Source organism: Streptomyces sp. NPDC037126 (assembly GCF_055605965.1).
This window is the reverse complement of the sequence record NZ_JBVJTD010000004.1, coordinates 523,704-550,667: the sequence shown is the minus strand read 5'-3', so window position 1 is coordinate 550,667 and position 26,964 is coordinate 523,704. Positions and strand designations below refer to the sequence as shown.

Annotated in this window: 23 protein-coding genes and 2 pseudogenes; 11 read left to right on the top strand and 14 right to left on the bottom strand. The window is 71.8% G+C overall.

The annotated features are described in order from the left end of the window. The coding region (locus ACZ7FF_RS13995) for a DNA-directed RNA polymerase subunit alpha C-terminal domain-containing protein (RefSeq protein ID WP_470812219.1) at positions 1 to 315 on the top strand (315 nt) is incomplete at its 5' end. A gap of 130 nt (positions 316 to 445) precedes the next feature. Here the strand turns inward: ACZ7FF_RS13995 and ACZ7FF_RS13990 are convergent. From ACZ7FF_RS13990 to ACZ7FF_RS13980, 3 genes and pseudogenes are all read right to left on the bottom strand, one after another. Further along, a complete protein-coding gene (locus ACZ7FF_RS13990) occupies positions 446 to 883 on the bottom strand; it encodes a hypothetical protein (protein WP_470812218.1) in 438 nt (145 codons plus the stop codon). A gap of 238 nt (positions 884 to 1,121) precedes the next feature. After that, complete coding sequence (locus ACZ7FF_RS13985; RefSeq protein WP_470812216.1) at positions 1,122 to 3,881, bottom strand: AAA family ATPase; 2,760 nt, start codon at positions 3,879 to 3,881, stop codon at positions 1,122 to 1,124. A 192-nt stretch (positions 3,882 to 4,073) separates the two neighbouring features. Next, positions 4,074 to 6,166 (bottom strand): annotated as a pseudogene (locus ACZ7FF_RS13980) (AfsR/SARP family transcriptional regulator). A 160-nt stretch (positions 6,167 to 6,326) separates the two neighbouring features. Here ACZ7FF_RS13980 and ACZ7FF_RS13975 point away from each other — a divergent pair. The 4 genes from ACZ7FF_RS13975 to ACZ7FF_RS13960 all read left to right on the top strand — a co-directional run bounded on the left by ACZ7FF_RS13975 (position 6,327) and on the right by ACZ7FF_RS13960 (position 9,920). Next, positions 6,327 to 7,208 (top strand): alpha/beta fold hydrolase, encoded by an 882-nt coding sequence (locus ACZ7FF_RS13975; RefSeq protein ID WP_470812215.1) that lies wholly within the window; start codon positions 6,327 to 6,329, stop codon positions 7,206 to 7,208. Positions 7,209 to 7,391: 183 nt separating this feature from the next. Further along, complete coding sequence (locus tag ACZ7FF_RS13970; RefSeq protein ID WP_470812213.1) at positions 7,392 to 8,096, top strand: VanZ family protein; 705 nt, start codon at positions 7,392 to 7,394, stop codon at positions 8,094 to 8,096. Positions 8,097 to 8,164: 68 nt separating this feature from the next. Then, on the top strand, positions 8,165 to 8,848 hold the full coding sequence (locus ACZ7FF_RS13965; protein ID WP_470812211.1) for a response regulator transcription factor: 684 nt from the start codon (positions 8,165 to 8,167) through the stop codon (positions 8,846 to 8,848). Next, entirely contained in the window at positions 8,841 to 9,920 is a 1,080-nt protein-coding gene (locus ACZ7FF_RS13960; protein ID WP_470812210.1) for a sensor histidine kinase, read from the top strand. Before ACZ7FF_RS13965 ends, ACZ7FF_RS13960 begins: the two co-directional genes overlap by 8 nt. A gap of 36 nt (positions 9,921 to 9,956) precedes the next feature. On the opposite strand, the gene ACZ7FF_RS13955 is transcribed toward ACZ7FF_RS13960, so the two are convergent. From ACZ7FF_RS13955 to ACZ7FF_RS13925, 7 genes and pseudogenes are all read right to left on the bottom strand, one after another. Beyond that, positions 9,957 to 10,559: a GNAT family N-acetyltransferase gene (locus ACZ7FF_RS13955; protein ID WP_470812209.1), complete on the bottom strand. Its 603-nt coding sequence runs from the start codon at positions 10,557 to 10,559 to the stop codon at positions 9,957 to 9,959. A 25-nt stretch (positions 10,560 to 10,584) separates the two neighbouring features. Then, positions 10,585 to 10,884 (bottom strand): annotated as a pseudogene (locus ACZ7FF_RS13950) (hypothetical protein); the annotation flags it as partial. Positions 10,885 to 10,964: 80 nt separating this feature from the next. Beyond that, on the bottom strand, positions 10,965 to 11,261 hold the full coding sequence (locus ACZ7FF_RS13945) for a hypothetical protein (protein WP_470812208.1): 297 nt from the start codon (positions 11,259 to 11,261) through the stop codon (positions 10,965 to 10,967). A gap of 220 nt (positions 11,262 to 11,481) precedes the next feature. Further along, positions 11,482 to 13,881 carry a peptidoglycan recognition protein family protein gene (locus tag ACZ7FF_RS13940; RefSeq protein ID WP_470812207.1) on the bottom strand — a complete coding sequence of 800 codons (2,400 nt, stop codon included), beginning with the start codon at positions 13,879 to 13,881 and terminating at the stop codon, positions 11,482 to 11,484. 317 nt (positions 13,882 to 14,198) lie between these two features. Next, on the bottom strand, positions 14,199 to 14,843 hold the full coding sequence (locus ACZ7FF_RS13935; RefSeq protein WP_470812206.1) for a dihydrofolate reductase family protein: 645 nt from the start codon (positions 14,841 to 14,843) through the stop codon (positions 14,199 to 14,201). 196 nt (positions 14,844 to 15,039) lie between these two features. After that, on the bottom strand, positions 15,040 to 15,543 hold the full coding sequence (locus tag ACZ7FF_RS13930) for a DinB family protein (RefSeq protein ID WP_470812204.1): 504 nt from the start codon (positions 15,541 to 15,543) through the stop codon (positions 15,040 to 15,042). 40 nt (positions 15,544 to 15,583) lie between these two features. Continuing rightward, entirely contained in the window at positions 15,584 to 16,210 is a 627-nt protein-coding gene (locus ACZ7FF_RS13925; protein WP_470812203.1) for a class I SAM-dependent methyltransferase, read from the bottom strand. An 86-nt stretch (positions 16,211 to 16,296) separates the two neighbouring features. Between ACZ7FF_RS13925 and ACZ7FF_RS13920 the strand changes: the two genes are divergently transcribed. After that, positions 16,297 to 16,872 carry a helix-turn-helix domain-containing protein gene (locus tag ACZ7FF_RS13920; RefSeq protein ID WP_470812202.1) on the top strand — a complete coding sequence of 192 codons (576 nt, stop codon included), beginning with the start codon at positions 16,297 to 16,299 and terminating at the stop codon, positions 16,870 to 16,872. A gap of 189 nt (positions 16,873 to 17,061) precedes the next feature. On the opposite strand, the gene ACZ7FF_RS13915 is transcribed toward ACZ7FF_RS13920, so the two are convergent. The 3 genes from ACZ7FF_RS13915 to ACZ7FF_RS13905 form a co-directional block, all read right to left on the bottom strand. Next, positions 17,062 to 18,147: an ABC transporter substrate-binding protein gene (locus ACZ7FF_RS13915; protein ID WP_470812200.1), complete on the bottom strand. Its 1,086-nt coding sequence runs from the start codon at positions 18,145 to 18,147 to the stop codon at positions 17,062 to 17,064. Positions 18,148 to 18,229: 82 nt separating this feature from the next. Continuing rightward, the gene (locus ACZ7FF_RS13910) at positions 18,230 to 19,108 is read right to left on the bottom strand and encodes an ABC transporter permease (protein WP_470812199.1); all 879 of its coding nucleotides are present in this window, start codon (positions 19,106 to 19,108) and stop codon (positions 18,230 to 18,232) included. Continuing rightward, positions 19,105 to 19,965, bottom strand: a complete 861-nt coding sequence (locus ACZ7FF_RS13905) for an ABC transporter ATP-binding protein (protein ID WP_470812197.1) — start codon at positions 19,963 to 19,965, stop codon at positions 19,105 to 19,107. Before ACZ7FF_RS13905 ends, ACZ7FF_RS13910 begins: the two co-directional genes overlap by 4 nt. A gap of 278 nt (positions 19,966 to 20,243) precedes the next feature. On the opposite strand from ACZ7FF_RS13905, the gene ACZ7FF_RS13900 reads away from it, so the two are divergent. The 4 genes from ACZ7FF_RS13900 to ACZ7FF_RS13885 all read left to right on the top strand — a co-directional run bounded on the left by ACZ7FF_RS13900 (position 20,244) and on the right by ACZ7FF_RS13885 (position 23,990). Further along, positions 20,244 to 21,908, top strand: coding sequence for an ATP-binding protein (locus ACZ7FF_RS13900; protein WP_470812196.1), 1,665 nt, complete (start codon positions 20,244 to 20,246; stop codon positions 21,906 to 21,908). Beyond that, positions 21,908 to 22,597: a response regulator gene (locus ACZ7FF_RS13895; protein WP_470812194.1), complete on the top strand. Its 690-nt coding sequence runs from the start codon at positions 21,908 to 21,910 to the stop codon at positions 22,595 to 22,597. The genes ACZ7FF_RS13900 and ACZ7FF_RS13895 overlap by 1 nt, the downstream gene beginning before the upstream one ends. 252 nt (positions 22,598 to 22,849) lie before the next feature. Further along, on the top strand, positions 22,850 to 23,683 hold the full coding sequence (locus tag ACZ7FF_RS13890) for a PIG-L family deacetylase (RefSeq protein ID WP_470812192.1): 834 nt from the start codon (positions 22,850 to 22,852) through the stop codon (positions 23,681 to 23,683). A gap of 133 nt (positions 23,684 to 23,816) precedes the next feature. After that, positions 23,817 to 23,990, top strand: a complete 174-nt coding sequence (locus tag ACZ7FF_RS13885) for a hypothetical protein (RefSeq protein ID WP_470812191.1) — start codon at positions 23,817 to 23,819, stop codon at positions 23,988 to 23,990. A 290-nt stretch (positions 23,991 to 24,280) separates the two neighbouring features. Here ACZ7FF_RS13885 and ACZ7FF_RS13880 read toward each other — a convergent pair whose 3' ends face one another. After that, on the bottom strand, positions 24,281 to 25,624 hold the full coding sequence (locus ACZ7FF_RS13880) for an MFS transporter (protein WP_470812190.1): 1,344 nt from the start codon (positions 25,622 to 25,624) through the stop codon (positions 24,281 to 24,283). Positions 25,625 to 26,006: 382 nt separating this feature from the next. Between ACZ7FF_RS13880 and ACZ7FF_RS13875 the strand changes: the two genes are divergently transcribed. Next, positions 26,007 to 26,948, top strand: a complete 942-nt coding sequence (locus ACZ7FF_RS13875; protein ID WP_470812188.1) for a helix-turn-helix domain-containing protein — start codon at positions 26,007 to 26,009, stop codon at positions 26,946 to 26,948. Positions 26,949 to 26,964 lie beyond the last annotated feature (16 nt).

Below are 26,964 nucleotides of genomic sequence, written 5' to 3'. Positions count from 1 at the left end.
GGCCCGTCCCCCACGGACGCCGCCCTGGCCGCCGACCTCGCGCTGCCGATCGAGGAGCTGGAGCTCACGGTCCGCTCCTACAACTGCCTCAAGCGCGAGGGCGTCCACTCCGTGGGTGAACTCCTGGCCCGCTCGGAGGCCGACCTCCTGGACATCCGCAACTTCGGTGCGAAGTCCATCGACGAGGTCAAGGCGAAGCTGGCCGGCCTGGGCCTGGCCCTGAAGGACAGCCCGCCCGGATTCGACCCGACCGCCGCCGCCTTCGACGCGGACGACAACGGGGGCACGGGTTTCATGGAGACCGAGCAGTACTGAGCGCCGGATAGCGCGGTGCCGCCGATCCGATGAGCAATGCGTGGTCCCTCCCCTCGGCCGAGGGGAGGGACCACGCGTCGTTGGGGCCCGGAACCGCGCAGCCGTCGATGGCGGCGGCCCCGGGTTCAGGTCAGAACTGCAGCGGGTCGAGGAACGTCTTGTTGTCCTCGCTCAGCGACAGGCGGCTCTCGACGGTCGGCGCGAAGTCCCCGTCGGAGAAGCTCAGGTCGAGTTCGTACCCGAACTTCCACGTGTCGTCGCCGTGCGGCTGGATGTTCAGCCGCAAGTGGCCTGCCTGAAGGGCGTCCCAGGTGAACCCCGGCCGCAGCTTCAGGGCGACCGGCTTGGTCGTGCCGTCGCCGAACTGCCCGAAGAATCCGGTCGCCGAGGCGGCCACCCTGTTGCTGCGGTCCAGGACCTGGATGGACAGCAGTGTGTCGCTGTCCTTGTTGTCGTCGAGGGTGAAGAACGTGATCGACGCATCGGTGAGCGTCGCGCCGGTGGCCGCCGGCCTCTCGTGGAGCGAGGAGACCCCGTGCGACGAAGACCCGCCGGCCGCATCGGCCACGCCTGCCGAGCCTAGGACGACGGCCAGAACGGCGGCGACCGAAGCCGCGGCCCGCCCCGCTGATGTGCTTGCCCTCATTAGATCCCCCTGGTGTCGTTGCCGATCGATGGGACCCAGTATGTGGAGCGGCCGCGCGCCGCGGATCCGTAGAACTGACAGGTGAAATGGGCGGCTGTCGAACAGCGGAAAGGGGCCGAGGCCGCTCTCCGGCGGCGACGGCCCCTGCGGTGATCGGGCGTCAGACGGGTAGTTCTGCTGATCCGCCGAACCGCCGGATCAGCGCCCGGCGCGACGACACACCCAGTTTGCGGTAGACGTTGCCCAGGTGGTGATCCACCGTGCGTACGGACAGCAGCACTTCGGCCGCGATCTCCCTGCTCGTCCGCCCCTGAGCGGCCGCCCACGCGATCCGCCACTCCTGCGGCGTGAGCACGCCCGGATCCGGCCGGTCGGCACTCGGCAGGGTGCGCAGGCCGAGCACCGTCAGTTCGTGTCGGGCCTGCTCGGCCCACAGCTTGGCGTCGGCCGACTCGAAGATCTCCAGCGCCGCCGCGAGCGGCTGGTAGGCGTCCTGGCGACGTCTGGACCGGCGCAGCCACTGGCCCTGGCAGAGCAGGGTTCTGGCCCGCTCCAACGGTTCGTCGACGTCCTGGTGCGCCTCCAACGCCGCGGCGAACAGCGGCCCCGCGGCGGCACCGCGTGCCAGCAACGCGCGGCACCGCCGAGCCGCGGCGCCCCGGCCACGCCGGCCCGTCGCTGTGACGGCGGCGTCCAGCCGGTCCAGCACACTCCGCGCCTCGCCGGGCCGGCCGGCCCGGACCAGCGCCTCGGCCAGGTCGGCGGCGACCGGTACGACGGCCGGCTCGACGACGGCGGACAGCGCCGTGTCCGCGCGGCGCAACTCGGCTACGGCGTCGTCGATCCTGCCGCCGGCCAGCGCCACGAGGCCCATCGCGTACCGGACGCGTACCTCGGTCTCCAGGTCCTCCGGGCACAGTCGCATCGCCTCCTCGGCGTGTGCCTCGCAGTCGTCCGCGCGGCCGAGAACAGCGGTGACCATGGCCAGTGTCGCGCGGGAGGCCGCGACGGTGGTCGGCTGCGCCATGGCGTCGGCGACACCGGCGCACTCCAGCGCGTCGGAGTAGGCCGTGAGCGGCCGGCCGACGCGGATGTCCAACTGGGCTCGCCGGCGCAGGCCGTAGCCGAGCAGCGCGATGTCGCCGACGGCTCGGGCTGCGGCGACATCATGGTCGATCATGCGGCGCGCCAGGTCGTACTCCTCCACGTACATGAAAACCTCGGCCAGTTCGGCACAGGCTCCGTTCGGCACGTGCCGCTCGCAGACCGCGACACACTCCCTGGCCAGCACGGCGCCGGCCGGCTGCCCGGCGAGCACCTGCGCCAGCGCCATGCGCACAGCCCCCTTGGGGAAGGCGGGGTTGGGGCGGCCGTCCGGGGCGGTCAGCGCCATCACCTTCGTGCAGACCTCCAGCGTCGCCGTAACGTCCCATCTGGCCAGGGGCGCGTTCATGGCCAGGCTCAGCATCCGGCCGGCCGCCAGCCGGTCCCCCGGTCCGGCGCCGGCCGCCTCCGCGACGAGCGAGTCGAAGATCACGCCGGCCCGCCCGCGCAGCACGGCATGGTAGGCGCGGTCGCCCAACACCTCGATGCGCGCGGTGACATCGTCCCCGGCCAGCGCCTGCGCCTGGTCGAGCAGCGCCTCGGCGTGGTCCAGCGCGCCGGCCGACGACCAGAGCGTCGCGGCGGACCGGATCCGCCTGGCCCGCGTCACCGGCTCCCCGGTCAGCTCGGCGGCACGTTCCAGCGCGGCGGCCTGCGCGACGATCCCGCCGTGCCGCCGGGCGCGGTCGGCGGTGGCCACCAGCGCCGCCGCGACATGTTCGTCCGGTCCGACCGTCGCACAGGCGAGATGCCAGGCCCTGCGGTCCGCGTCCTTCGGTGACGTGCACGCGTCGGCCAGCGCCGCGTGCGCCTGCCATCGCTCGCCCGGTCCTGCCTTCGAGTAGACGGCGGACCTGATCAGCGGATGGCGGAACGCCACCGTACGTCCGGAGATCTGCACCAGACCGCTGACGGCCCCCTCGTCCAGGGCCGCGAGATCGATGCCGAGCGCTCCCAGTGCCCGTGCCACGACCTCCAGTTGCGCGCTGCCCGCCGCGGCGCACACCAGCAGCGCCTGCCGCTGCCGGGCCGACATCGAGACCAGCGACGCCGCGAAGGCGCGTTGCAGCAGTTTCGTGGTCGGCAGCGGCTCGACGAGTTCGCTGAGGCTTTCCGCGGACTCCAGTGACAGCACCCGGGGCAGCTCCAGCAGCGCAAGCGGGTTTCCCATGGTCAGCGCGGCCAGTCGCGCGCCGACCAACGCCGACACGTTCCCGTCGCGGGCCAGCAGTTGCAGGCTGGCCCGCTCGTCAAGACCGTCCAGGCGCAGTGTTCCGACACCGGGCGCGTCGAACTCGGGGACGTCCCGGGACGCGAACACGATCAACGCCGGGTCGGCGAGCAACCGGCGCGCCGTGAACAACAGGGCGGCGGCCGACGCGTCGTCGATCCAGTGCGCGTCGTCGATCAGGCACAGCAGGGGCCGGCGCGCGGCGGCCGCGGTGAGCAACGCGAGCGTCGCGGCGTATATGGCGTGCCGTCCTGCCGATGCCGGTGGCGCGGCACCGTCGTCGGACTTCTGTGGCACGAGGGCGGTCAGCACATCGGCGTACCCCGGCGGCAGCTCCCGCACCACGTCGAACAGCGGCCCGATCAGCTCGCTCAGCGACGCGAGGGCCAACTCCGACTCGAACTCCACGCCGGCCGCCCGTACGACGGTGAACCCGTCGGCGTTCTCGGCGAGATGGTCCAGTAACGCCGTCTTGCCGATACCCGGCTCGCCGCGCAACACGATGCTGCGCCCTTGGCCCGCGCGCGCCTCGCCCAGCAAGGCGGCTAATCGTGCGCATTCGGTCTCTCGTCCGACGATTCTCATGTTCCCCCCAGCCGACTTCCCCCGCCGGCAAGCATGCTACGGATGGGCGGGCGAATGAACCGCATTGTCCGGGAAGGGATGCCGAGTCGCCGAGCTGCGCGGACAACTGGCCTGACTGCACGCCTCCCCGAGTCGGCGCCGGCCGCCGCCCCTGCCGTGCGCGGGGCCGGAGCCCGACCGATCGGCGCTTGCTCAAGCCTGCCGTGCGCCGGGGGACCGGTCTTCCGCGCCGCCGTCGGCCGCCCCCGCGGAGGACGGGGCGTGCACGCCGAGGGCCGCGTCGGCGTCCCGCAGATGTCCGGTGACCGGGCCGAAGGAGACCAGGCCGCTTCCCGCACCGGCGAACTCGGCCTCGGCGGCGGCGAGTTCATCGCGGGCGCGGCGCAGGACCGGCAGGTGCCGGACGGCCGCCGCCGCGCGAGCGAGGACGCACCACAGTGCCTCCTGGAGGTGGTCGTGCGGTGGGCGGGGAACCGTTTCGAGGGCTTGCCGGGCCCGTTCGGTGGCGCCGGAAGCCGCCAGCAGCAGGGGGTCGAGCCAAGGCCGGTACGGGCCGGGGTCGAGGTGGGTGAAGTCGTCGGGGTCGGGCAGGGCGTCGTCGTCCCGCAGTACCGGGATCATCGCGACGAGGACGGCCGCTCCCCGGGTGAGTCCGGGCATGCCGCAGTCGGCGCTCTCGGCGAGGACCCGTGCGTACTGCGAGCGGGCGGCCCGCCAGCCGTCGGTCTCGCAGGTGCGCAGGGCCCGGTGCCAGGAGGTGAACACCCCGGCGAGCGGCCGTTCGTTGCGGCGGGCCAGCCGGTCGATCTCCTCGGCCTCCGCGTCCGCCGCGGCGAGGTCGCCGAGTCCGGCGAGGGCCTGCATGCGGATCATGCGTCCCAGGATCTCGTGGCTGGGCAGTTGGTGGTCGACGGCCAGCCGGATCAGTTCGGCGCCGAGCGCGTCTCGGCGAGCGGCCGATCCGCAGGTGGCGAAGGACTGCATGAAGGCGCCGTTGAGGGCGAACGCGAGCAGGGCGGGGTCCTGGAGGCGCCGGGCGAGGCCGACGGCCTCCCCGGCGGCGCGTTCGGCGCCCAGCCGCCATGGCTCGGCCGCGGGGGCGTCCGCCGCCCGGGGAAGCGGCGAATCGGCGGCGGCGTCGCCGCGTGACTCGACCGCGACGACCGACAGCAGCCGGGCCCGCAGCGCGGGCGGTCCGTCCGGGCCGAGCCGGGCGGCGGCACGAGCCGCCGTGCGGGCCAGTTCGCCGGCGCCCTCGGGGTCGTCGGCGCGGGTCCACACGGCCGGGACGTCGTAGGAGCCGATGATCCTGGCGGCCAGTTCGGTGTCCCCGGTCATCTCGGCCGCGGCGACCAGGTCCCGGCGGTGTTCGCGTGCCTCCTCCAGCCCGCCCGCGCCGGTCACCGCGAGGGTGCGCAGCAGGCCGGCGGTGGCGTGCAGCCGGGCCCGTGAGCGGGCGGGCACCGAGCGGTCCCACGCGGCGGCCGTGCGGTTCCAGACGCCGTCCGCCGCCCCGGCCGGCTCGGTCGCGGATCCGGTGGCGGCATGGAGGATGCGTGCCTCGGTGCGTGCCAGGGTGGCTCCGGTGCCGGGCCCGTACGCGCCGGTGAGGGCTTGCGGGCCTGCCGCAGGGTTTCCAGCGCTTCGCCGCGGCGTCCGGACCGGTCGAGGGCGGTCGCCAGCAGCGCCCAGCCGTCCTCCCGTCCGGGGTGCCCGGTGACGTGGGCGCACAGGTCGGCGACGGCGTCCCGGGCGGCGCCGGTGGCCAGCAGGGCGTCGGCGCGGCGCTCGACCGCGTCGAGGCGCAGGGCCTCCAGCCGGGCCTGTTCGGCCGCTGCCCATGCGGCGGAGGGGAAGTCGGCGAGGACCGGCCCGCGCCAGCGGGCGAGCGCCTCGTCCCACAGGGCGACCGCCGCGTGGGGCGGGGCTTCGGCGGCCCGCGCGGCGGTGTCCTCGAATCGCCAGGCGTCCACCGCGTCGCGCCCGGCGCGCAGGGCGTAGCCGGGGCCGTCGGTGACCAGCAGCCGGGACGGCTGCCTGCGAGGACGTCCGGGTTCCAGGGCGCGGCACAGCGCCGCGACGAAGGTGCGGACGGCGCCGACCGCGCCGGCCGGGGTTTCGGCCTCCCACAGGTCGGCCACGAGCCGGCCGACCGGGACCACGCGGCCCCGGGCGACCAGCAGCCGGCCGAGCACCTCCCGGTGGCGGGGCGCGCCGAGCGGGAGGGGTGTGCCGTCGGGGTCCCAGGCGGCGACCGGTCCCAGCAGTCCGAATTCCACGCCCACGGCACGGTCCCTTCGCGGGCGGCTCCACCGCCGGGGTGCCGCGTGTCCACTCATCGATCGCTGATCCGGGGCCCGCAACCTGGGTGGCGCCCGGACGAGCCGGACCGCCGGGGTCCGGGGGTCCGGGACGTCCACTCTGCCACGACCCACAGGAGTCGCCGTGACCCACCCGAGCATCCCTGGATTCACCGAGCACCGCGTGTCGGTCGACGACGGCGTCATGCTGCACGCGGCCGTCGGGGGCGCCGGCAGCCCGGTCGTACTGCTGCACGGTTTCCCGCAGACCCACCTGATGTGGCGGCACGTCGCCGCCGACCTCGCCGCCGACCACACCGTCATCTGTCCGGACCTGCGCGGCTACGGCGCCAGCGACAAGCCCGCCGAGAGCGGTCCGGACGTCTACTCCAAGCGGACCATGGCCCGGGACGTGGTCCGCCTCGCCGCCGAGCTGGGACACGACCGCTTCGCCCTCGCCGGTCACGACCGCGGCGCCCTGGTCGCCTTCCGCGCCGCGATGGACCACCCGGACGCGGTGTCGCGCGCACTGTTCCTGGACATCCTGCCGACGCTCGACATGTGGGACGCCCTGCACGGGGTGTCCGGCGCGGTCGGCTTCCACCTCTACCTGATGGCCCAGGCCCCGGGCCTGCCGGAGCAGATGGTCCAGGCGTCCGCCGACGCCTTCTTCGGCTACTTTCTCGACGCCTGGACCAACGCCCCGGACGCGATCCCCACCGAAGTCCGCGACCACTACATCGCCGCGTGCGCGGCGGCCGTGCCCTCCATCGTCGCCGACTACCGGGCATCCGCCGGGGTGGATGTGGACCACGACACCGCCGACCGCGAGGCCGGCGATCGGCTGGCCATGCCGGTCACCGTCCTCCAGCAGGACTGGGGCGCCGCACTCGGCTACCACGCCGAGGCCCTGTGGAGCGCCTGGGCCGGCGACCTGCGCCACCGCACGGTCTCCTGCGGCCACTTCATGGCCGAGGAGGATCCCAAGCTGATCGCCGACGAGATCCGGGCCCTGGCCGACCGCTGAAGTCCGGCGCCCGCGCCCGAAACGTCCAGGTCTGTTGTCGTTGCTCTTCTCTGCGGCAGCGTGTGGCCCCGCCAGACATGCCGTCAGCTTGCGTCAGTTGCTCGACGCCCGGGATTCCGTGTATCGCGGGTGTATCGAAAATCGCATACGCCACCGCAACGGCCCTCCGTGTCCCATGGGGGCATGAACCACAACGCATCGCCGTCGGCACCGCCCCACCGCGCACGAAGAATCGTGTTCCTCGGTCTGGCGGTGCTCGGCACGGCGAGTGCCGCGTTCGTCGTGCGGCGGCCGCTCATGATGTCCGCTCCGATGTGCGTGGCCGGGCGGTGGCACGGCTGCTTCGACACGTTCAACGGCGTGGTGCTCATGACGTTGGTCACGCTGCCGTTGGCCCTCCTGGTGGCGTGGGCTCTGGCGTACCGTCGGCGGGCCGCGGGCGCCACGTCGGCGTGGCGGCTGTCGCTGGCGGAGGTGGGCATGGTCCACGGGACGGTGCCGTTCCTGTGGCTGACCATGATGCCGGGCGCCGGAGCGGGCACCGTTCCCGGCCGCGTGAGCCTCGTACCACTGCGGGACCTGGTCACGATGGGGCCGGTCGGGATCGTCGGCAACTTGCTGGTCTTCGCGGCGCTGGGGTTCTTCGCTCCGATGCGCTTCGCGGCGCTGGCGTCCCTGACACGGGTCCTGGCGCTGGGCGCGGGCTGCTCAGTCCTGGTCGAAACCGCACAGTACGTCCTGGTTCTGGACCGGGTGTCCTCCGTGGACGACGTTCTGGTCAACACCGCCGGGGCCGCTTTGGCCGCGCTGGCGTCGCGCCGCTGGTGGCGCACTACGGCCCACACACCGTCGGACCGGCCTCGCCCCGTGCCGGCACCCGCGGGCTGAGCCGCTTGTCCGGTGTGCTCACCCCCTCGCATACGCCGACGACATGGGGCTCTGCTTAGGCTTCGGACATGCGCGTACTGATCGTGGAGGACGAGCCCTACCTGGCCGAAGCCGTTCGTGACGGTCTGCGGCTGGAGGCGATCGCCGGCGACGGGCACTCCGCCCTGGAGCTGCTCGGCGTCAACTCCTACGACATCGCGGTCCTCGACCGCGACATCCCCGGCCCCTCCGGCGACGAGGTCGCCCGGCACATCGTCGCCTCCGGCAGCGGCATCCCGATCCTCATGCTCACCGCTGCCGACCGGATCGACGACAAGGCCTCCGGGTTCGAGCTCGGCGCCGACGACTACCTCACCAAGCCGTTCGAGCTTCGCGAACTCGTCATGCGGCTCAGGGCACTCAACCGCAGACGTGCCCACGCCCGGCCCCCGGTCACCGAGATCGCGGGCCTGCGCCTCGACCCCTTCCGCCGTGAGGTCTTCCGGGACGGACGCCATGTCGCCCTCACCCGCAAGCAGTTCGCCGTGCTGGAAGTCCTCGTCGCCGCCGAGGGAGGGGTCGTCAGTGCCGAGGAGCTGCTGGAGCGGGCCTGGGACGCGAACGCCGACCCCTTCACCAACGCCGTGCGCATCACCGTCTCGGCACTGCGCAAACGGCTCGGCGAACCACGGATCATCTCCACCGTGCCGGGTGTCGGCTACCGGATCGAGACCGGTACGGACACCACCGAACCCGGGACTGGGCATGTATAGACGCCCTGGGCTCAGTGCCCGGCTGAAACTCACCCTCAGCTACGCCGGATTCCTCGCCCTCGCCGGCGCGCTGCTCCTGGCCGTGGTGTGGGGGTTCCTGCTGCGCTACGTGCCGGACACCCCCAAGGGCCTGCTCGGGATCGCGCCCAACCGCTACCTCCTTGTGCACACCTTCGCCCCCGCCGCGGCCGTGGCGATGGGGTTCCTTCTCGTGTTCGGCCTCGTCGGGGGATGGATCCTCGCCGGCCGGATGCTCGCACCACTCACGCGGATCACGGATGCGGCGCGGGCGGCCGGGAGCGGGTCACTGTCCCACCGGGTCCGTATGAAGGGCCGCCGGGACGAATTCCGTGAGCTCTCCGACGCGTTCGACTCGATGCTCGATCAACTCGAGTCCCACATCGCCGAGCAGCGGAGGTTCGCCGCGAACGCCTCCCACGAACTGCGCACCCCGCTGGCGATCTCGCGGACGCTCCTCGACGTGGCCCGCAAGGATCCCACGAGGGACCGGGGCGAACTCATCGAGCGCCTGCACACGGTCAACGCGAGGGCGATCGACCTCACCGAGGCCCTCCTGCTGCTCAGCCGCGGCGACCGCGGAAACTTCACCCGCGAGAGCGTCGATCTGTCCCTGATGGCCGAAGAGGCCGTCGAAACGCTGCTGCCCCTCGCCGAACAGCGCCGGATCACTCTCGACGTCACCGGTACGGCTGCCCGGGCCAGCGGCTCCGCGGAGCTCCTGCTGCGGATGGTGACGAACCTCGTCCAGAACGCCATCGTCCACAACCTCCGCGCCGACGGCACCGTGTCGGTCCACACGGAGACGCACCACGACACGAGCGTGCTGCGGGTCGAGAACACGGGCCGTCGGCTCCCACCGGAGCTGGTGCCGACCCTCACCGAGCCCTTCCAGCGCGGAACGGAACGCGTACGCACCGACGAGCACGCGGGTGTCGGCCTCGGCCTGGCCATCGTGAACAGCGTCGTACGCGCCCACGACGGCACCCTCGACCTGGTCCCCCGCGCCGAGGGCGGCCTCCTCGTCACGGTCCGGCTTCCCGGCGCACCGTAGGCATCGACCCGGCGCGCGCCCCGGGCGTGCCCTGGATCAGAGGTCTTCCGGCCGAACGCTGCGACCTTGTCGAGGATCGCGTCCGCGGGCCTTGCCCGAGCGCGTTGAGGAGGCTGCCACGGCCCCACGCTCTCGCACGTGGAGATGTCCCTCCAACGGGTGGGGTGGGCGTGGCGGGAGCACGGCTTCGAGGGCGTAGCCCGCCTTCTCGGCAACGCGGCAGGAGGCCGGATTGCCGACGTTGTGGATCAGTTCCAGGCGGGCCAGGCCCTCTCCCCCACCGCTGTCGAAAGCCCAGGCGGTCAGCATCTCGACCGCTCGGGAGGCCAGACCGAGGCCACGCGCGGGGGCACCGGTCCAGTAGCCGATCTCGGCCACGGCGCCCGCGCCACCGGGCCGTTTGAGCACGATGTGCCCCGCCACCCGCCCGTGCACGACGACCGCGAAGCTGAGCCGCTCCCCCGTCTCCCAGCCCGCTCGCTGTGCGGCGATCCAGTCCACCGCGTCCGGCTGGCCGGCCACCCGATGCGACGTCCAGCGACGCAGCTCCTCGTCGTCGGCCAGCGCGGCCAGCGCGGTGGCGTCACCAGCCTCCCACGGGCGCAGCATCAGATCTGCCGCCCTCAGTACGACGGTCATCGCCACCCCCGGCCTCTCGTCCTGCTCACCAAGCTATTCGATCGACGGCCGGGGCGCCCTCGTCGTCGAGCCCGGCGACCTGCGGACGCTCGCGGAGCCGTCCGTGTCCGAGGGCTGTCCCGTCAGGAACGGTGCTGCCGCTCGGGTCCTTCTCCTTGGCGACGGCGCCCGCGGACAGGAGCGTGGCGGCTGCGAGGCTGCCCCAGAGGGCGCCGGGACCATGGGGCGCGAGGGCCGTGATGGCCGCCGGAGAGACGGCGAGGCCGAAGCCCGTGGAGAGTGGGAACCGGGCGAGGGCCCGTCCCGGGGCATGGGTGGGAGCGAGCCAGGGCGCGCAGCGCTCATCGGGCGTGCTCTCCCCTGTTTCCCCGAGGCTCCGGGGGACCGTGGCGACCGGCGCGGGTGTCAGGGTATGTCGCCGCGGTGGTGGAATCGGCACCTGACGCCCGGGCCTGGCGTGCGGGGTTCGCCGGGCAGCGGCTCGTAGAGCGACCGGCCGCCGGGGTACCGCCCGAGCTCGGTGGACAGAGCCGCGCCGTCGTCGACTTCCTCCGCGCGCCAGCCCGTGATGTCCAGCAGCAGCCCGTCCAGCGGACCGCCCATGAGCTTGGCGTAGGTCCGGTGCTGTTGTGGGCCCGGGTCGGGGTCGTCGTGGTCGCAGCCGTAGACCCGGCCGCGCAGCAGCTGCTCATCGCCGTTCATACCGATCAGCCTCGCATCCGCCACCGACAACGCGGTCCGGCCGGCTCCCCCTTGGGCCTGCCCGGTCCGGGTCGCGAACGACCGGGAAGTCCCGCGTCACTCGCGAATCGCCCGCGAGCCGTCCCTGTGCCTCCCGCGCACCCAGCGACTTGGATGTGCCGTGGAAAGCCCTCTGCCCGCGGGCTTCCCGCGGGCAGAGGGTTCGGGGTGCGGCCGGTGTTCAGCCGAGGGTCGCGATGCCGTCGGTGGTGACGGTCGGCCGGCCCGAGGTGCCGACCACGACGATCTTCAGGGTGTGTGTGGCGGATCTGGACCAGGTCTTGGTCCAGATCGCCTGGCGGTAGGAGGTGGTGGAGGACTTCAGGTCGACCGTGGCGACCTTGGTCCCGTCGACGTAGACGTACGCCTGCCCCGAGGTGGAGGCCCGCGAGACGATCCAGGCCACCGAGCGTCCGGTGAAGGTCCAGCTGATCGAGGCCTTGGCGGACGAGGAGCTGTACGAGTAGCCGCCCAGGTAGCTGGTGCTGCTACGGCGTGTCCAGGTGCCGGTCCGGGTGGTGGAGGTCTCCTGGACGATGTTCGGCGTGCGGTGGACGGAGGAGGTCGCGGTGTTGCCGGCCACGTCGTACGCCTTCAGGGCGAACAGGTCCGAGGTGCCGGGCTTGGCGCTGGTCGCCCAGGACGTCGTCGTCGGGCCGAAAGTGGCCGAGGACGGCGAGGTCGCCATGACCTTGGCGAGCGCCGCGCTGTCGGCGGCCTTCCAGGTCACCGTGACCGGGACCGCGCTGGAGCTCACCGTGCCGGTGCGCACCTTCACGCCGGGAGCGGTCGGGAAGGTGGGCAGGGTGGTGTCACCGACCAGGGGTACCGAGCCGGACAGCGTGGTCGATCCACGGACGTGTGTGGCGCGGACCTGCACGGTGTGGCTGCCGGAGGCGACCGAGATCGAGGCGGAGCGGGCGGAGCCGGAGGTGTGCGCCACGGCCTTGCCGTCGACCAGGACGTCGAATCCGGAGATCACGGCGGACGGCGTGGCGGTGGTCCAACTCACCGTGGCCGCGCCCTTGGTGTAGTAGCTCGACCCGGCCTTGGCCGCCCCGCCGGACATCCCGGTGAGGGAGACCGTGCCGACCGGGCCTGCCGCGTAGGAGCGGATCGTGCTCAGGGCGTTGTAGAGCTGGTTGCCGGGGCAGTCGGTGGCGAAGCCGTTCCGGTGCCCGGAGATCACGTTCAAGTTGTAGCTGTTGCCCAGGGTGAAGCCGTAGCTGTCGGAGGCACCCTCGGGCAGCGACGCGGTGCCGGTGCCCGGGTTCACGCCGGTCATACCGAACTTCCAGGCCGCGAGGCGGGCTATGGAGCCGAGCATCGCCTGAGTCGGCGTGGCGCCGGGAAAGGTACTGGCCGTGGAGTCGCCGCCGCTGAGATCGGTGTACGTGCCGATGGCGGCCACACCCATGCTGTTGGTGTTGAACCCGTAGGTCTGGGCGCCCACGACCGGCAGCGCCATCCCGCCGAAGCGGCCCTCGAAGACGGTGCCGCACTTGTCGACGAGGAAGTTGTAACCGAGGTCGCGCCAGCCCTGGTTGAGGTGCTCGGCGTAGATGCCGCGCACGATCGCCGGGGAGTCCGTGCACGAGTAGGCGTTGGTGGTGTCCGTGTGGTGGACGAACATCACCTTCACCCCCGAGCCGTACGAGGGGTAACCCGATTCCCGCGCGCACTCGTCCGCGCCCCAGCCGGCCCGGGTGACCACGGTGGGTGGCGCCACCGTCGAGGTGGTCGCGGCCGGCATCGGGTCGGGCGGGATCGGCGACGCCGACGGGGAGGGGCCGGGCGATGAGGCCGTGCAGGACGGGTATGCGTCGGACAGCGCCGGAAGCTGGCCGGGCCACGACGTCGGGGACGCACTCGGCGAGGCGGGAGCGGAGGCGGAGGCGGAGGTACCGGTGGACGGCGTGGCGGATGCCGGATCCGTGGCGGTGGGGGTGTCCGTGGACGAGGCGGAGTCCGTCGCGGTCGGGGTGTCCGAAGCGCCGGTGCCCGCTGTCGCCGTCGCGGGGTCGGTGGGGGCGGCGTCGTCCGTCGGCGCGGCGGTGTCCGTGGGCGCCGCCGTCGCGGTGTCGGTGGCCCCCGCGTCCATGGCGTAGCCCGCGGGGCCCATGGCGGAGGTCTGCGTCCCGCCGGTGGCGGCCTTGCCAGGGTCGACCAGGTCCACCCGCAGTCCGGCGGGCAGCACGGTCTTCTCGCCCGCGCCCGTCACACGGACCTGGATCCCGTTCGACGGCCCCGACCACATGGGCGACATCCCGCCGCGCACACCGGGACGGTTCAGTTCGGCGGCGTCGGGGATGTCGTCCGGCTGCTGCATCTTCAGCCACGGTGTCCAATGGCCGGTGTCGGCGGAACGGGTCCGTACGTCGACCGTGCCCCGCAGCTTGGCGTGCGCGCCGTTCCAGGTGACGCCCACCATGCTGAACGGAGACGTGGACCGGGCCCCCAGCGTCTTGAGCGACGCGTCGGCCCCGGTCAGGGACAGCGAGTGGACATGGGTCTTGATCGGCCCCTGTGCGGCCGACGCTCCCCCGTGGCTTCCCGCCCCGGCCATCGCGACTGTCGCCACGGCCACGCCGCCGCCGGCGACGACCGCCCCCAGCGCCCCCCATGTCCGTGCCTTCAGACCTCGACGACGACCGCGCCGAACCCACTTTTCAGTTCTCATGCCCCACCTGGAAGCCACGTTGTAGTTGTCATCAGAGCAATTGCTGGGCACAGCCGTCACTGGAGTGCCCAGGAGTTACAGCGCACTCTGATGTACATGTGTCACACATCGACACGGCCGCCGGCCGCTGCGCGGTCGGCGGCGACCGGCCGGGGCCGGGGCGGTTCGCCCTGGCCGGCTCGGACCGGTCGCCGCCTGAACTCGTGCGGGTCCCCGCGTCACCTTCGCCAGAACAGGTGGTGCGTCACGCCGCTCGGGCTGGGCACGACCTCCAGGTGGAACCGGTCGAGCAGTTCGTCCGGGGACTCCCAGAGCCGCAGTCCGGACCCGAGCTTCTCCGGTGAGACCACGACGTGCATGGTGTCGACGAGGTCGGCATCGAGGAACTGCCGGATGGTGCTGACTCCGCCGCCGAGTCTGACGTCCTTGCCCTGCGCCGCATCCCGCGCCTGTTCGAGGATCGTGGCCGGGTCGCCGTCGACGAAGTGGAACGTGGTGTCGGACAACGTGAACGACGGGCGCTTGTGGTGGGTCATGACGAACACCGGCGTGTGGAACGGGGGCTCGTCCCCCCACCAGCCGAGCCACTCATGGTCGTGCCAGGGCCCGCGCTGGGGCCCGAACTTGTTGCGGCCCATGATCTCGGCACCGATGTTGCGTGCGAAGTCCCGCGTGAAGTAGTCGTCGAGGCCCCGGCTCCCCCCTGAATCCGTGCGCATGGGCCAGCTCGCCGTGGCTCCGGCCCAGGCGAAGAGCTTCTCGGGACGGGCATGGCCGAACGGCCGCTCGAGACTCTGGTTCTCACCGGCACCGATGCCGTCACTCGACACGGTGAAGTTCATGACCCTCAGCAGTTGATCCACGTGCTTCCTCATCTGATTTCGTGGCGTCGTTGTGCGGCGAGGCGCCGCCGCACAACATGACGTCGAACGAGAGGCGGCCGAATCGACAGCGGCCACCGACTTTTTTCCTGGGCGTGTCAGGAAGCCTTCCAGTCGGTGGTGCGACCGTGGCGGACGCGGACGGTGTCCCCGGCCGAGAGGACACGTTCGAGCGACATCAGCGACCGGTCGTGCCGTCGATGAGTTCCCGGAGGATGTCCGCGTGTCCCGCGTGCCGGCCCGTCTCCTCGATCATGTGGGTGAGTGCCCAGCGGACGGTCGGAGCGGGGCGGTCCGAGCGCGGTCGGGGAACCGGTGCACCCAGATCGGTGCACCCGTCGAGAACGTCGTTCGCGCGCTTGACCGCTTCTCGGTACCGGGCGACGACATCGGCCACGCTGTCCGCCGGTGCGGCCTGGAGCGTCGCCTGCCAGTCGGCGACGCCGTCCCCGAGGAACATCGAGCGCTCGACGAAAGCCAGGTGGTTGAGCAGGCCGAGCAGGTTCGTGCCGGACGGCACCGCCGCTGTTCGCACCTGCGGTTCCGGGACGCCTTCGACCTTCGCGGCTATCGAGGCCCTGAGGTAGTCGAGGAATCCGCGCAGGGTCTCGCTCTCGGTGGCGGCGGTCCGGGGCGGCGGGGTGTCGCGGCGACGGTTGCGGCGCACGGTGCTGGGCGGCATGGTCGGCCTTCCTTTGTCGGGGCGGGCGCCGGCCGCCATGTCAGGCGGTGCGACGGATGAGGAGGACGTGGTCGGTGACCTCGGCGGTGCGCCCGTCCGGCCCGGTCGCGGTCCGGACGGACGCGTCGGCCCGCTCGACCGTCCATGTCCGCCGGGCCAGGCCGATGCCCGCGGCGACTTCCCGTGGGCTCGGGTACTGGATGCCGGGATCCCTGTTCCACGACCACGGCGCGGCCGAGCCGTGGTCGACGACCAACAGCCGCCCGCCCGGGCGCAGTGCGTGCGCGGCCGAGCGCAGGACGGTTGCCCGGTCCAGGTCGAAGGGGCTGTGCAGGTAGTGGGCGCAGACCAGGTCGAATCCGCCGGGCGGGAAGGACTCCCGCACGTCGTGCCGTGCGGTGGTGACACGGTCGCCCAGGTCGTGTGAGCGGGCGAGGACCGCGAGCCGCTCGACCGCCACGGCCGAGATGTCGACGGCGGTGACGTGCCAGCCCTGTCGGGCGAGCCAGAGCGCGTCGCCGCCGTCGCCGCAGCCGAGGTCCAACGCGTCACCGGGCGGCAGGCCCGTCACCGTCTCGGTGAGGCGGGCGTTCGGCTGCGGGCCGCCGGCCGCCGGCCGGGACGCGTAGACGCCGTCCCAGAACGCGACCGCATCGGTAGTGCTCATCAAGGCTCCTCGTGTCGGCTTGAGCCCAGTCTCGCCAGGCCCCCTCGCCCTGGCACGGAATCTTGCGGTTACGGCAAGATGGCCTGATGGATCGCAGGACGGACGACGACGTGCTCGACGCGGTGGGGCCGCGCCTTCGCGCGCTGCGTCGTGACCGCGGCCTCACCCTCGCCGATCTCGCGGCGACGACCAGCGTGTCGGAGAGCACTCTGTCCAGGCTGGAGAGCGGGCAGCGCCGGCCGAGCCTGGAACTGCTGCTGCCGCTGGCCCGTATCTACGACGTTCCGTTGGACGACCTCGTAGGTGCCCCGCGCACGGGTGACCCCCGAATCCACCTCAAGCCGATCAGACGGTTCGGGATGACGTTCGTGCCCCTGTCCCGGCGACCGGGCGGGGTGCACGCGTTCAAGATGGTCGTCCCCGCCTCACCTGAACCACTGGAACCGACCCCGCAGACCCACGAAGGCTTCGAATGGCTCTATGTGCTCAGCGGTCGTCTGCGGCTCGTGGTCGGCGAGCGCGACCTGACGCTGTCGTCGGGTGAGGCGGCGGAGTTCGACACGTCCCTGCCCCACTGGCTGGGCAGCGCCGACGGCGGCGTGGTCGAGCTTCTCATCCTGTTCGGCCTGCAAGGGGTTCGCGCGCACGTACGCACCGACTAGCACCGACCCACCGGGGGCGGGGAGACGGGCTGAGCCCCGGCGCTCTCCGGGCCCGGCCGAGGGGCGTGGTCCGGGTGTCGGTGTGGGGTGCGGTGTGCGTCAGATGCACCTGCCGCCCCTGCCGTCTCCCCAGGCCGAGGCCGCCCGGGCCGTGGTGGCCCGGGCGGCCTCGTGCGGGGCCGGAGGGGGTCAGCCGCCGGCTCCGGCCGGGGTCGTGGTGGTGGTGAAGCCCTCCTTCTTGTTGGCGTTGGTGGCGAATTCGTTGGTGAAGGTCTTGCTGAGGTCCACCGACGAGGTCACGGTGCCGACCATCTGCTCGGTGGCCAGGGTGGTCTTGGGGCCGCCCGCCGGCATGAGTCCGTCGGGCAGGAACTGGCCCTTGTCCTCGTTGAGGGCCGCTATGTAGTCGGCCTTGGTGACCAGTTGGTTCTGCACGAAGGACGCCGGCATCTTGTTCGCGATGTCGGCGGCGCTGTGGTCGTGGATCCAGTGCATGGTGGCCACGAGTGCGTCGACGACCTTCTGCACCGCGTCCTTGTGCGAGTTCACCCAGTCGGTGCGCGCGAGGACGCTGGCGGCCGGGAACGCGCCGCCCAGCGCCGCCTTGGCGCCGTCGGTGGTGGCCAGGTCGATCGCGGAGGTGGCGACACCCTTCTTCTGCATCGCGGCGACGGTCGGCTGTGTCGTCATGACGCAGTCGGCCTTGCCGTTCTGCAGCGCGGCGACCGCGGTGGAGCCGGCACCGACCGCGAGCCGGTGGAACTGGTTGGTCTTGACGCCCTTCTTCGCCGCCATGAACTGGGTGAGGGTGTCGGTTCCCGAGCCCAGGTCGGTGACGCCGAGCGTCTTGCCCTTGAAGTCGGCAGCGGACTTCACGCCGCTCTTCGTGGTGCACATCTCCCGCTCGCCCGGCGCGCCGGACAGCTGGACGACGTCCTCGACCGCCTTGCCCTTCGCCTGGAACTCGATCGTGTGGTTGTACCAGGCGCCGGCCATGTCCACCTGTCCCGAGGCCATGGCCTCCTCGGCGCCGATGCCGCCGTTCTGCTCGGTGCTCAGCTCGACCTTGACGCCGTACTTCTTGTAGAAGCCGAGGTTCTGGGCGAGCTGGTAGGGCAGGTAGATCTGCTTGTCGATGCCGCCGACCATGAGCCGGACGGTCGGCGTGCCGCCGGAGCCGGACGATCCGGAGCTGCCCGAGTTGCCGGAACACGCGCTGGCGGCGCCGAGGGCGAGGACGGTCACGATCGAGACGGTGAGAGTTCTGTTGAGCATGGCGAGGCATACACCTTTCGGGACTGGGGGAACCGCCGTACGGGGGCGCGGCGAACCGGGGGGACGGCCGGAGACGCCGGTGTCAGAGGACGTTCGCCTCGGACGGAGAGGGTGGGCGCCAGGAGAGCAGCCGGTGTTCGAGCTTGCCGATCAGCCACTCCGCGCCGAGCACGATCACCGCGATGACGAGCATCGTGGCGAACACGCCGTTGGGGTCGAAGTTGTTCTGCGCGGTCTTGATGACCAGGCCCAGTCCGCTCTGCGCGCCGAGCACCTCACCGACCAGTGCGCCGACGATGGCGAAGCCGAAGGCGCTGTGCAGGCTGGCGATGATCCAGGTCAGTGCCGAGGGCACGATGACGTGCCGGGTGATCTGCATCCGAGAGGCGCCGAGCACCCTGACGTTGGCGAGGACGTTGCGGTCGACCTCGCGCACGCCCTGGAAGGCGTTGAAGAAGACGATGAAGAACACCAGCACCGCGGCGAGCAGGATCTTCGGGGTGACGCCGATGCCGAAGGCGACGATGAAGATCGAGCCGAGGACGATGCGCGGGATCGCGTTCACCATCTTGATGTACGGGCCGAGCACATCGGAGAGGTAGCGGCTCTGCCCCAGCGCGACACCGAAGACGACCCCGGTGACGGCACCCACGACGAAGCCGATGAGCGCTTCCTCGATGGTGGTCCAGATGTTCTGGTAGAAGGAGCCGAACTGCGTGCCGTGCTGGAAGAGGTCGAGCAGCCGCTGCCAGATGCCGGACGGCTGGCCGAAGAAGAAGGGGTCGACGATGCCCCAGGTGGTGAAGGCCTGCCAGCCGCCGATCACCAGGACCGCGAGGCCGATGCGGCCGGCCCACACCCGGGCGACACGCCGCCGCGCGGCGCGCTGCGCGGCGACCGCCGCCGGGCCGTGCCCACCGTCGGTGGCGCCGGCAGCGGGCACGGTGGACGTCGTACTCATTCCTTGCCTCCCGCGGTCAGGGCGTAGGCACGCTCCACCTCTTCGCGCAGCGTGTCCCAGATCTGGTGCTGGATTTCGATGAAGCGGGGCTGGAAGCGGATCTCCTGGACGGAGCCGCGGGGGCGGGGCAGGTCGATGTCGAAGACCGCCTTGACCGAGCCGGGGCTTGACGTCATCACGACCACCCGGTCGGCGAGCGCCACCGCCTCGTCGAGGTCATGGGTGATGAAGACGACGGACGGGCGGATCTGCTCCCACAGGCTCAGCAGCTCGGTGGACATGATGGCCTTGGTCTGCACGTCCAGGGCGCCGAACGGCTCGTCCATGATCAGGATCTTGGGTTCGTTGATGAGGGCCGCGGCCATCGCCACACGCTTGCGCATACCGCCGGACAGCTGATGGGGGTAGCGGTCCTCGAACCCGGAGAGACCGACCCTGCGCAGCCAGTCGCGCGCCGAGGCCTGCGCCTGCTGCTTGGGCACCCCGCGGAAGACGGGGCCCATCAGCACATTGCCCAGGACGGTCTTCCAGGGCAGCAGCGCGTCGGTCTGGAACATGAAGCTGACACCGTCGGTGATGCCGTTCACCTCACGGCCGCCGACCTTGACCGAGCCCTCGCTGGGCCGGTCGAGCCCCGACACCATGCTCAGTGTCGTCGACTTGCCGCAGCCGGTCGGACCCACCACGGCACAGAACTGGCCCGGCTCCACGGTGAACGAAACGCCTTGCAGCGCCGTGAACACCTCACCGGCAGGGGTCAGGAATCGCTTGGTGAGCCCGGAGATCTCGATGCGTGCGTTCGCATGTTCCGCCGCATCGGATCCTTGGCTCGTCGCGACGTCGTTTCGCGAAGCCATGTGGGAGCCGCTTCCTTCCTTCGTTCGGGGTTCCTCGGGGTTCCCCGGGGGATTCGTCGAGGTCCCTCTCGGACCGGGGAAGGCAGACGCTAGGGGCGGCCGCGTACGACGTCGCGGTTTCAGAGCTAGTTCGCAATAGTTGCGTAAAGCGGGCTTCTGCTCGTTCTGCTCATCGGGGCAGGGGTGGGCAGCACCCTGGCCATCAGGCACAATCGCGCCACCCGGGCACGTGCATCGGCCGTCCCGGCACGACGTATGACCGGAACGAAGAGGCACCCGTGATACCCATCCGTTTCCGGACAGGCCGCGGCGGGAAGCGGAGACTGTCCACACGGATCCTCGGCAACCAGCTCGGCATCCTCGCGCTCACCGGCGTGATCGGGTTCGTCCTGTTCGCCTTCGCACAACGGGCCGAACTCGACCGCTCCTACGAACAGCGGGCCCTGGCGATCGCACAGACCACTGCTGCCGACCCGCAGATCCAGCAGGCCATGGCGCGCGGGGGAAGCGGCAACGTGGTGCAGACGGTCGCCGAGCGGATCCGCCGGTCCTCCGGAGCGTCCTACGTCGTCGTGATCGACCTGCACGGCGTGCGGCACTCGCACCCCATCCCCGCGCTGATCGGCGAGCCGGTGGACGAACCGATCGTGGTGCGCGACGGCCACCCGCACGTCGGCGCCGACCAGGGCGCGACCGGGCGGTCCGCCAACGGCAAGGCCCCCCTGCACGGGCCCTCCGGCGCACTGGTCGGCGAGGTCTCGGTGGGCATCCCGGAGCACGACGTGCTCGGCGAACTCTGGCGCGAGCTCCCCACCTTCGGTCTGTACGCCGCCACCGCCACCGCCATCGGTGCGGCGGCGGCCTTCCTGCTGGCGCGGCGCCTGAAGCGGACCACGTTCGGCCTGGAGCTGGAGGAGATCGCCGGTCTCCTGCAGGACCGTGAGGCGATGCTGCACGGCATTCGGGAGGGTGTGGTCGCCTTCGACCCCGACGGGCGGATCACCGTCGTGAACGACGAGGCCCGGCGGCTGCTCGGCCTCGGCACCGCGCTCGGCCACCGGCTGGAGGAGGTGCTGCCCGACGGCCGGCTGCGCCGCGCACTGGACGGCACTCTGCCCGGCACCGATGTCAGCGTTCTGACCACCAGTCACTGTCTGGCGGTCAACCGCATGCCGGTCACCTTGCACGGCCACGAACTGGGCGCCGTGGTCACCGTGCGCGACCGCACCGAACTGATCGGCCTGCTGCGCGAACTCGACTCGGTGCGCGGGCTCACCGACGCCCTGCGGGCCCAGCAGCACGAGTTCACCAACCGGATGCACACGCTGGCCGGGCTGCTGGACATCGGCGAGCACCGGTCCGCGTACGAGTACGCCATCGAGACGGCCCGCTCGGGACAGGCACTGACCGAGGCCGTGCGCCGGCACATCGGCAACCCGCTGATGGTCGGGCTCATCGTGGCGAAGACGACGGTGGCCGCCGAACGCGGGGTGCGGATCGTCCTCACCGACGACTCCGCGCTCAGCGCGGACCCACCTCACCTGCGGCGGCTGCTGACCATCGTCGGCAACCTGCTCGACAACGCGATCGACGCGACGGCCGACGCGCCACCCGCCGACGGCGGACGCCGGATCCGGCTGACGCTGACCGAGGGCGACGAGCTGATCGTCGTACGAGTGGCGGACAACGGCCCGGGCATCTCCGCGGACGCTGCCCGGTCGATCTTCGAGGACGGCTGGTCGACCCGCCCCGAGCGGGGCACCGCGCGCCGAGGCCTGGGGCTGGCCCTGGTGCAGCGGCTGGTGCAGCGGCACGGCGGCACCATCACGGTCAGCGCGGGCTCGGGCGCGGTCTTCACGGTCGTGCTGCCGCTGCCGGACACGGCACCGGGGCCGCAGGGAGCGCTGTTCACACGGGCGTTGCCGATGGGAGGCGAGAGCTGATGATCCGGACCCTGGTGGTGGACGACGACTTCCGGGTCGGTCAGATCCACAGCGACTACGTGCACCGGGTGGAGGGCTTCCAGGTCGTCGGCGAGGCGGCGACCGTGGCCGAGGCGCTGTCGGCGGTCCGCGCGCTGCAGCCGGACCTGCTGCTGCTCGACGTCTTCCTGCCCGACGGGAGCGGGCTCGACGTCCTGCGGAACCTCAGCCAGGAGCGGGGCGACGCCCGCCCCGACGCCCTCATGATCACTGCCGACCACGACATATCATCCGTGCGGGCCTCGATGAAACTCGGTGCCATCGGCTATCTGGTGAAGCCGTTCGGGTCGGCCGACCTCGCCGAACGGCTCATCGCCTACCGCCAGCTCCACGACCGTGTCGACGCTCTGAGCCGGACGACCACGGCCGACCAGGCCGACGTGGACGCCCTGTTCAGCGCCGCCCGACCGCCCGCCGTCCCCCGGGTCCCGGCCAAGGGCCACTCCGCCCCCACACTCAGCGCGATCCACCAGGCCCTGCGCACCGCCCCCGCCTCCCTGTCCGCCGCCGAAGCCGCCGACGCGACCGGCGTGTCCCGCGCCACCGCCCAGCGATACCTGTCCTACCTCGTCAAGGAGGGCACGGTTCGCCTCGAACTCCGCTACGGCACCAACGGCCGCCCCGAGCACCGGTACCGCATCGCGCGCTGAAGTCGTCTTCCCCCCAGCGGCTTGGGCACCGGAGCCCCCCTGCGCGGCGGGAACAGCCGGTCCGGTCGGCGCTGTTGCACCGGAAGGGGACCGGCACCGCACGGGCGACGACCGGAGAGACCGACGGATCATCCGCCCGTGCGGTGCCGGTCCCCGGGTCCGCGGTACGCCCGGTCACCCGGCATCGGGGCGACCCCCGATGTGCCGGCCGCAGACTTGCACCGAGACCGTTTCACTCAGGAGGACTGCTTCATGAACGACCGGCCCTTGACGCTCATGGCGGTGCACGCCCACCCCGACGACGAGGCCACTGGAACGGGAGGGGTCCTCGCACGGTACGCGGCGGAGGGCATCCGCACCGTCCTCGTGACGTGTACCGACGGCAGTTGCGGTGACGGACCGGGGGGTGTCAAGCCGGGCGATCCCGAGCACGATCCGGCGGCCGTCGCCTTGATGCGCCGTCGGGAACTCGAAGCGAGCTGCGAGATCCTGAAGGTCAGTCACCTCGAGATGCTCGACTACGCCGACTCCGGGATGATGGGCTGGCCGAGCAACGACACCCCCGGATCGTTCTGGCGGACGCCCGTGGAGGACGGTGCCGCCCGACTCGCGGAACTCCTGCGCCGCTACCAGCCCGACGTGGTCGTCACCTACGACGAGAACGGCTTCTACGGCCACCCCGACCACATCCAGGCGAACCGCATCACGATGAGGGCCCTGGAGATGACCGAGCCGGCGTCGAAGGTGTACTGGACGACGGCGCCCCGCTCGATGATGCAGAGGTTCGGTGAGGTCATGCGGGAGTTCGGTGGGGACTGGGAGGAGCCGGATCCCGCCGAGGCGGCCGCGACGCCCGAGATCGGCCTCCCGGACGAGGAGATCACCAGTTGGGTGGACACCAGCGAGTTCGGAGGCCAGAAGTTCGATGCCCTGGCCGCGCACGCCAGTCAGGGCGAGAACATCTTCTTCCTCAAGATGGGCCAGAAGAGGTTCACCGAGCTGATGGGCGTCGAGACCTTCGTACGTGTCCGGGACACCACCGGCGCGGTCGTGCCCGAGAACGACCTCTTCGCCGGACTGCGCTGATCCGCCCGCCTTCCAGGGGGCTTCTTCACATGAGGTCCACCCCGGCGTCCTTTGGTCGTCGGGGTGGCCCCGCGGTGCCGTCCGCACCCGTACACTCGCTGGTCGTTTGTACAGCTGAGGGAGGCACAAGACAGTGAGCCAGCAGAACGGGATCCGACAGGCCTGGGGTGACGCACCTATCTACGACCGGCTCGTCCAGGAACGCGGTGACATACCGGCCGACGTGAACGCCGCGGCCTCGCGGATCCTCAGGGAGACCGGTCGGATCGTCGACTTCGGTTCCCCGTTGCACGCCGCGTTGGGCTGATCTGATTCTTTGGTCCCGGCGACGTCTCCAGTGTTCCGAACTGCCCTGCTGGCGTCGGCTCTGACCGGCGGGCCTTGCTGCGCGGCGATGACTGCCGGGACGGCGTTGCGCCACACACGGATCGGTGACCCGGCGCTCCTCTGAGCGCCGTACGGACCGGTGCGGGCCCGCTGTTCGATCGAGGATCCCGCACTGTGACGCCTTCGACCGCTCCGCTCTGCAGCGCCACTGGGACCGCCTGCTCTCTCTCCTCGACCTGAACCTGGCCAGCGGCTGAGGCGCCAGCCAGTTCAGCGACGAGGCAGGAGGAGGCGGGACAGGGCGGCCGTGGCCAGGAGCAGGGCGGCGATGGCGAGGAGGCCGATGCGCATGCCCGGGAGGGAGAAGGTTCCGCCGGGGCCGGAGAGCAGGCTGCCGAAGAGGGCGACGGCGAGCGCACCGCCGGTCTGGCGGAACGAGTTGAGCAGCCCCGAGGCCGTACCCGCCCGCTCTCCCGGCACCGCGTCCATCAGCAGCGCGGTCAGCGCGGGTACCACGAGCGCACCGCCGACGCTCAGCGGAAGCAGCAGAACCAGCACCAGCCACACCGGGGTGTGCACGGCCAGCGGCAGCATGGCGAGCATCGCCCCGGTGAAGATGAGCTGACCGGCGACGATCACCGGCCGGCGGCCGGTCCGCTCCGCGAGCCGCGGCGAGACCAGGTTGGTCGCCGTCACCACCGCCGACATGGGGACGAACATCAGCCCGGCTGCGATCCCCGACATCCCGCGCAGTTGCTGGTAGTACAGCCCGAGAAGGAAGATGCCGCCGTAGAAGGCCGCGTTGACGGCGAACCCGACCGCCAGCGGGACGGCCACCCGGCGGTCGCCCAGCATGCCCAGCGGGACCATGGGCTGACGGTGCCGGGACTCGACGACCCGGAAGGCGTACCCGGAGGCGACGGCGAGCGCGGCGGCGGCCAGCACGGGGCCGCTGGTCCAGCCCAGGTGGCCGCCCTCGATCACCGCGAAGGCCAGGCCGGCCAGGGCCAGCACGGCGGTGAGCTGGCCGCCGCCGTCCACCGCGGCGGGCCGGCGCACCGAGCGCGGCACCCGGACCAGCAGGCCCAGGATCACCGCGCCCACCGGGAGGTTGAGCAGGAACACCGCCCGCCAGCCGGCCGACTCGGTGAGCAGTCCGCCCAGCACCGGGCCCGCGGCCATCGCCACCGAACCGCCGACCGTCCACAGCGCGATGGCGCGGGCACGTGCACGGGGGTCCTCGTACGCCTGCCGGACCAGAGCCAGGGACGCCGGCATCACGATCGCGGCGGCGGCGCCCTGCACCACGCGCGCGCCGACCAGTACGCCGATGCCGGGCGCCATCGCGCAGCCGAGGGAGGCGAGGGTGAACAGGGCCACTCCCCAGGCGTAGGCGCGCCGGGCGCCCGCTCGGTCGGCGAGGGCGCCGGCGGACAGCATCAGGGCCGCGAACATCACGGTGTAGGCGTCCACCACCCACTGCAGTCCGGTCATCCCGCCGCTGAGGGACTTCCCTATGGCGGGCAGGGCGATGTTCACGGCCGAGACGTCGATGGTGATCACCGTGAAGCCGAGCAGCGAAGCGACCAGCGCGACGCCGCCGCGACGGGGCACGGCGGGGGCGTCGGAGGGCGGCGCGGCTGGTCGAACCCCGTGCGAGTGTCGTCGCCCGTCCACGGGCGCGGCGGACGACGACTGACCGCGGCCGTGGGCCGGCGCGGACGTGGAACGGACAGAGGTGGAACGCATGCTGAACTCCGTTGTGGGAAAAAGCACTTGACTTCGCATCGGAAGGGGTCGGCGGGCGGCCCCAGGCTGCCGGGGTCGCGGTCCTGTGCCTCGCACCCCCTGGGCCCCGGCGGTCGGGCCGCCCGCTTCGGGAACAACTCTCCGCCCTCACGTGGCCACCTGGCAGACCGGGCCGTTCCCGGGGTGCGGCGTTCCTGGTCCTGACAGGGCCCCCCACATGCCCGGTCGACCTGCCACAATGAGCCGAATGGCAGCAACAGACGCACGTGGTACCGAACTCGGCAGATATCTGAAGGCCCGCAGGGCGCAGGTCCGCCCGGAGGACGTCGGCCTCCCGGTCGGCGCGGGACTGCGCCGTACTCCCGGACTGCGCAGGGAGGAGCTGGCCGCGCTGGCCGGAGTGAGCGTCGACTACTACATCCGTCTGGAGCGCGGTCGGGAGAGCAACCCCTCCCCCGCCGTGGTGGACGCGCTCGGCCGCGCCCTGCGGCTGCGCGGTGACGCTTACGAACGCCTTTACGAGCTGGTGGAGTTGGCTTCCGGCCGGATCGGTGAGCTGCCCGCGTCTTCCGACCACACCGTCCGCGACTCGGTGCTGCGGATGCTGGAGTCGGTGCGTCCGCTCCCCGCCTATGTGGTGAGCCGCTACAACCGCATCCTGGCCGCGAACCCGCCCGGCCGGCGACTGCTGCCCGGGCTCTGGGACTGGTCACAGGAGCAGCGCAACCTGACCCGGTATCTCTTCCTCCACCCGGTCGGCCGAACCCTCTACGACCCTTGGGAGGAGACGGTCGCACTCTCGGTGGCGCATCTGCGAGCGGTCGCCGGAGCCGATCCCGACGACCCCGAGCTGACCTCGCTCGTCGGTGAACTGGTGTTGAAGTCACCGGAGTTCGCGCGACTCTGGGAGCGGTACGACGTCTGCGAGCGAGGTGGCGGGCAGAAGCGCTTCCGGCATCCGAAGGTCGGTCCGATGACCCTGACCTACGAGGTCATGCAGCTGGCCCGGACGGGCGGCCAGCGCATGGTGGTCTACCAGGCAGTCCCCGGCAGCCCGGACGAGGCGGCCATGCTCCGCCTCGACTCCGCGCACGCCCGACCGAAGTCGGCGCCCTCGGACCATGCCGGGACGGCCGCCGAGCCGTGCTCCGTCGCCGTGCTTGCTCCGGCCCACGCCTCCGTGGGCTGAGCATTGCCCCTTTGGA

What these genes read in the sequence shown, in the direction of transcription:
- ACZ7FF_RS13955 (WP_470812209.1), bottom strand. Translation starts at nt 10,559, where the DNA reads ATGACCGTCGTACTGAGGGCGGCAGATCTGATGCTGCGCCCGTGGGAG.
- ACZ7FF_RS13960 (WP_470812210.1), top strand. Translation starts at nt 8,841, where the DNA reads ATGTATAGACGCCCTGGGCTCAGTGCCCGGCTGAAACTCACCCTCAGC.
- ACZ7FF_RS13920 (WP_470812202.1), top strand. Translation starts at nt 16,297, where the DNA reads ATGGATCGCAGGACGGACGACGACGTGCTCGACGCGGTGGGGCCGCGC.
- ACZ7FF_RS13970 (WP_470812213.1), top strand. Translation starts at nt 7,392, where the DNA reads ATGAACCACAACGCATCGCCGTCGGCACCGCCCCACCGCGCACGAAGA.
- ACZ7FF_RS13930 (WP_470812204.1), bottom strand. Translation starts at nt 15,543, where the DNA reads ATGCCGCCCAGCACCGTGCGCCGCAACCGTCGCCGCGACACCCCGCCG.
- ACZ7FF_RS13985 (WP_470812216.1), bottom strand. Translation starts at nt 3,881, where the DNA reads ATGAGAATCGTCGGACGAGAGACCGAATGCGCACGATTAGCCGCCTTG.
- ACZ7FF_RS13895 (WP_470812194.1), top strand. Translation starts at nt 21,908, where the DNA reads ATGATCCGGACCCTGGTGGTGGACGACGACTTCCGGGTCGGTCAGATC.
- ACZ7FF_RS13965 (WP_470812211.1), top strand. Translation starts at nt 8,165, where the DNA reads ATGCGCGTACTGATCGTGGAGGACGAGCCCTACCTGGCCGAAGCCGTT.
- ACZ7FF_RS13910 (WP_470812199.1), bottom strand. Translation starts at nt 19,108, where the DNA reads ATGAGTACGACGTCCACCGTGCCCGCTGCCGGCGCCACCGACGGTGGG.
- ACZ7FF_RS13875 (WP_470812188.1), top strand. Translation starts at nt 26,007, where the DNA reads ATGGCAGCAACAGACGCACGTGGTACCGAACTCGGCAGATATCTGAAG.
- ACZ7FF_RS13945 (WP_470812208.1), bottom strand. Translation starts at nt 11,261, where the DNA reads ATGAACGGCGATGAGCAGCTGCTGCGCGGCCGGGTCTACGGCTGCGAC.
- ACZ7FF_RS13915 (WP_470812200.1), bottom strand. Translation starts at nt 18,147, where the DNA reads ATGCTCAACAGAACTCTCACCGTCTCGATCGTGACCGTCCTCGCCCTC.
- ACZ7FF_RS13925 (WP_470812203.1), bottom strand. Translation starts at nt 16,210, where the DNA reads ATGAGCACTACCGATGCGGTCGCGTTCTGGGACGGCGTCTACGCGTCC.
- ACZ7FF_RS13905 (WP_470812197.1), bottom strand. Translation starts at nt 19,965, where the DNA reads ATGGCTTCGCGAAACGACGTCGCGACGAGCCAAGGATCCGATGCGGCG.
- ACZ7FF_RS13890 (WP_470812192.1), top strand. Translation starts at nt 22,850, where the DNA reads ATGAACGACCGGCCCTTGACGCTCATGGCGGTGCACGCCCACCCCGAC.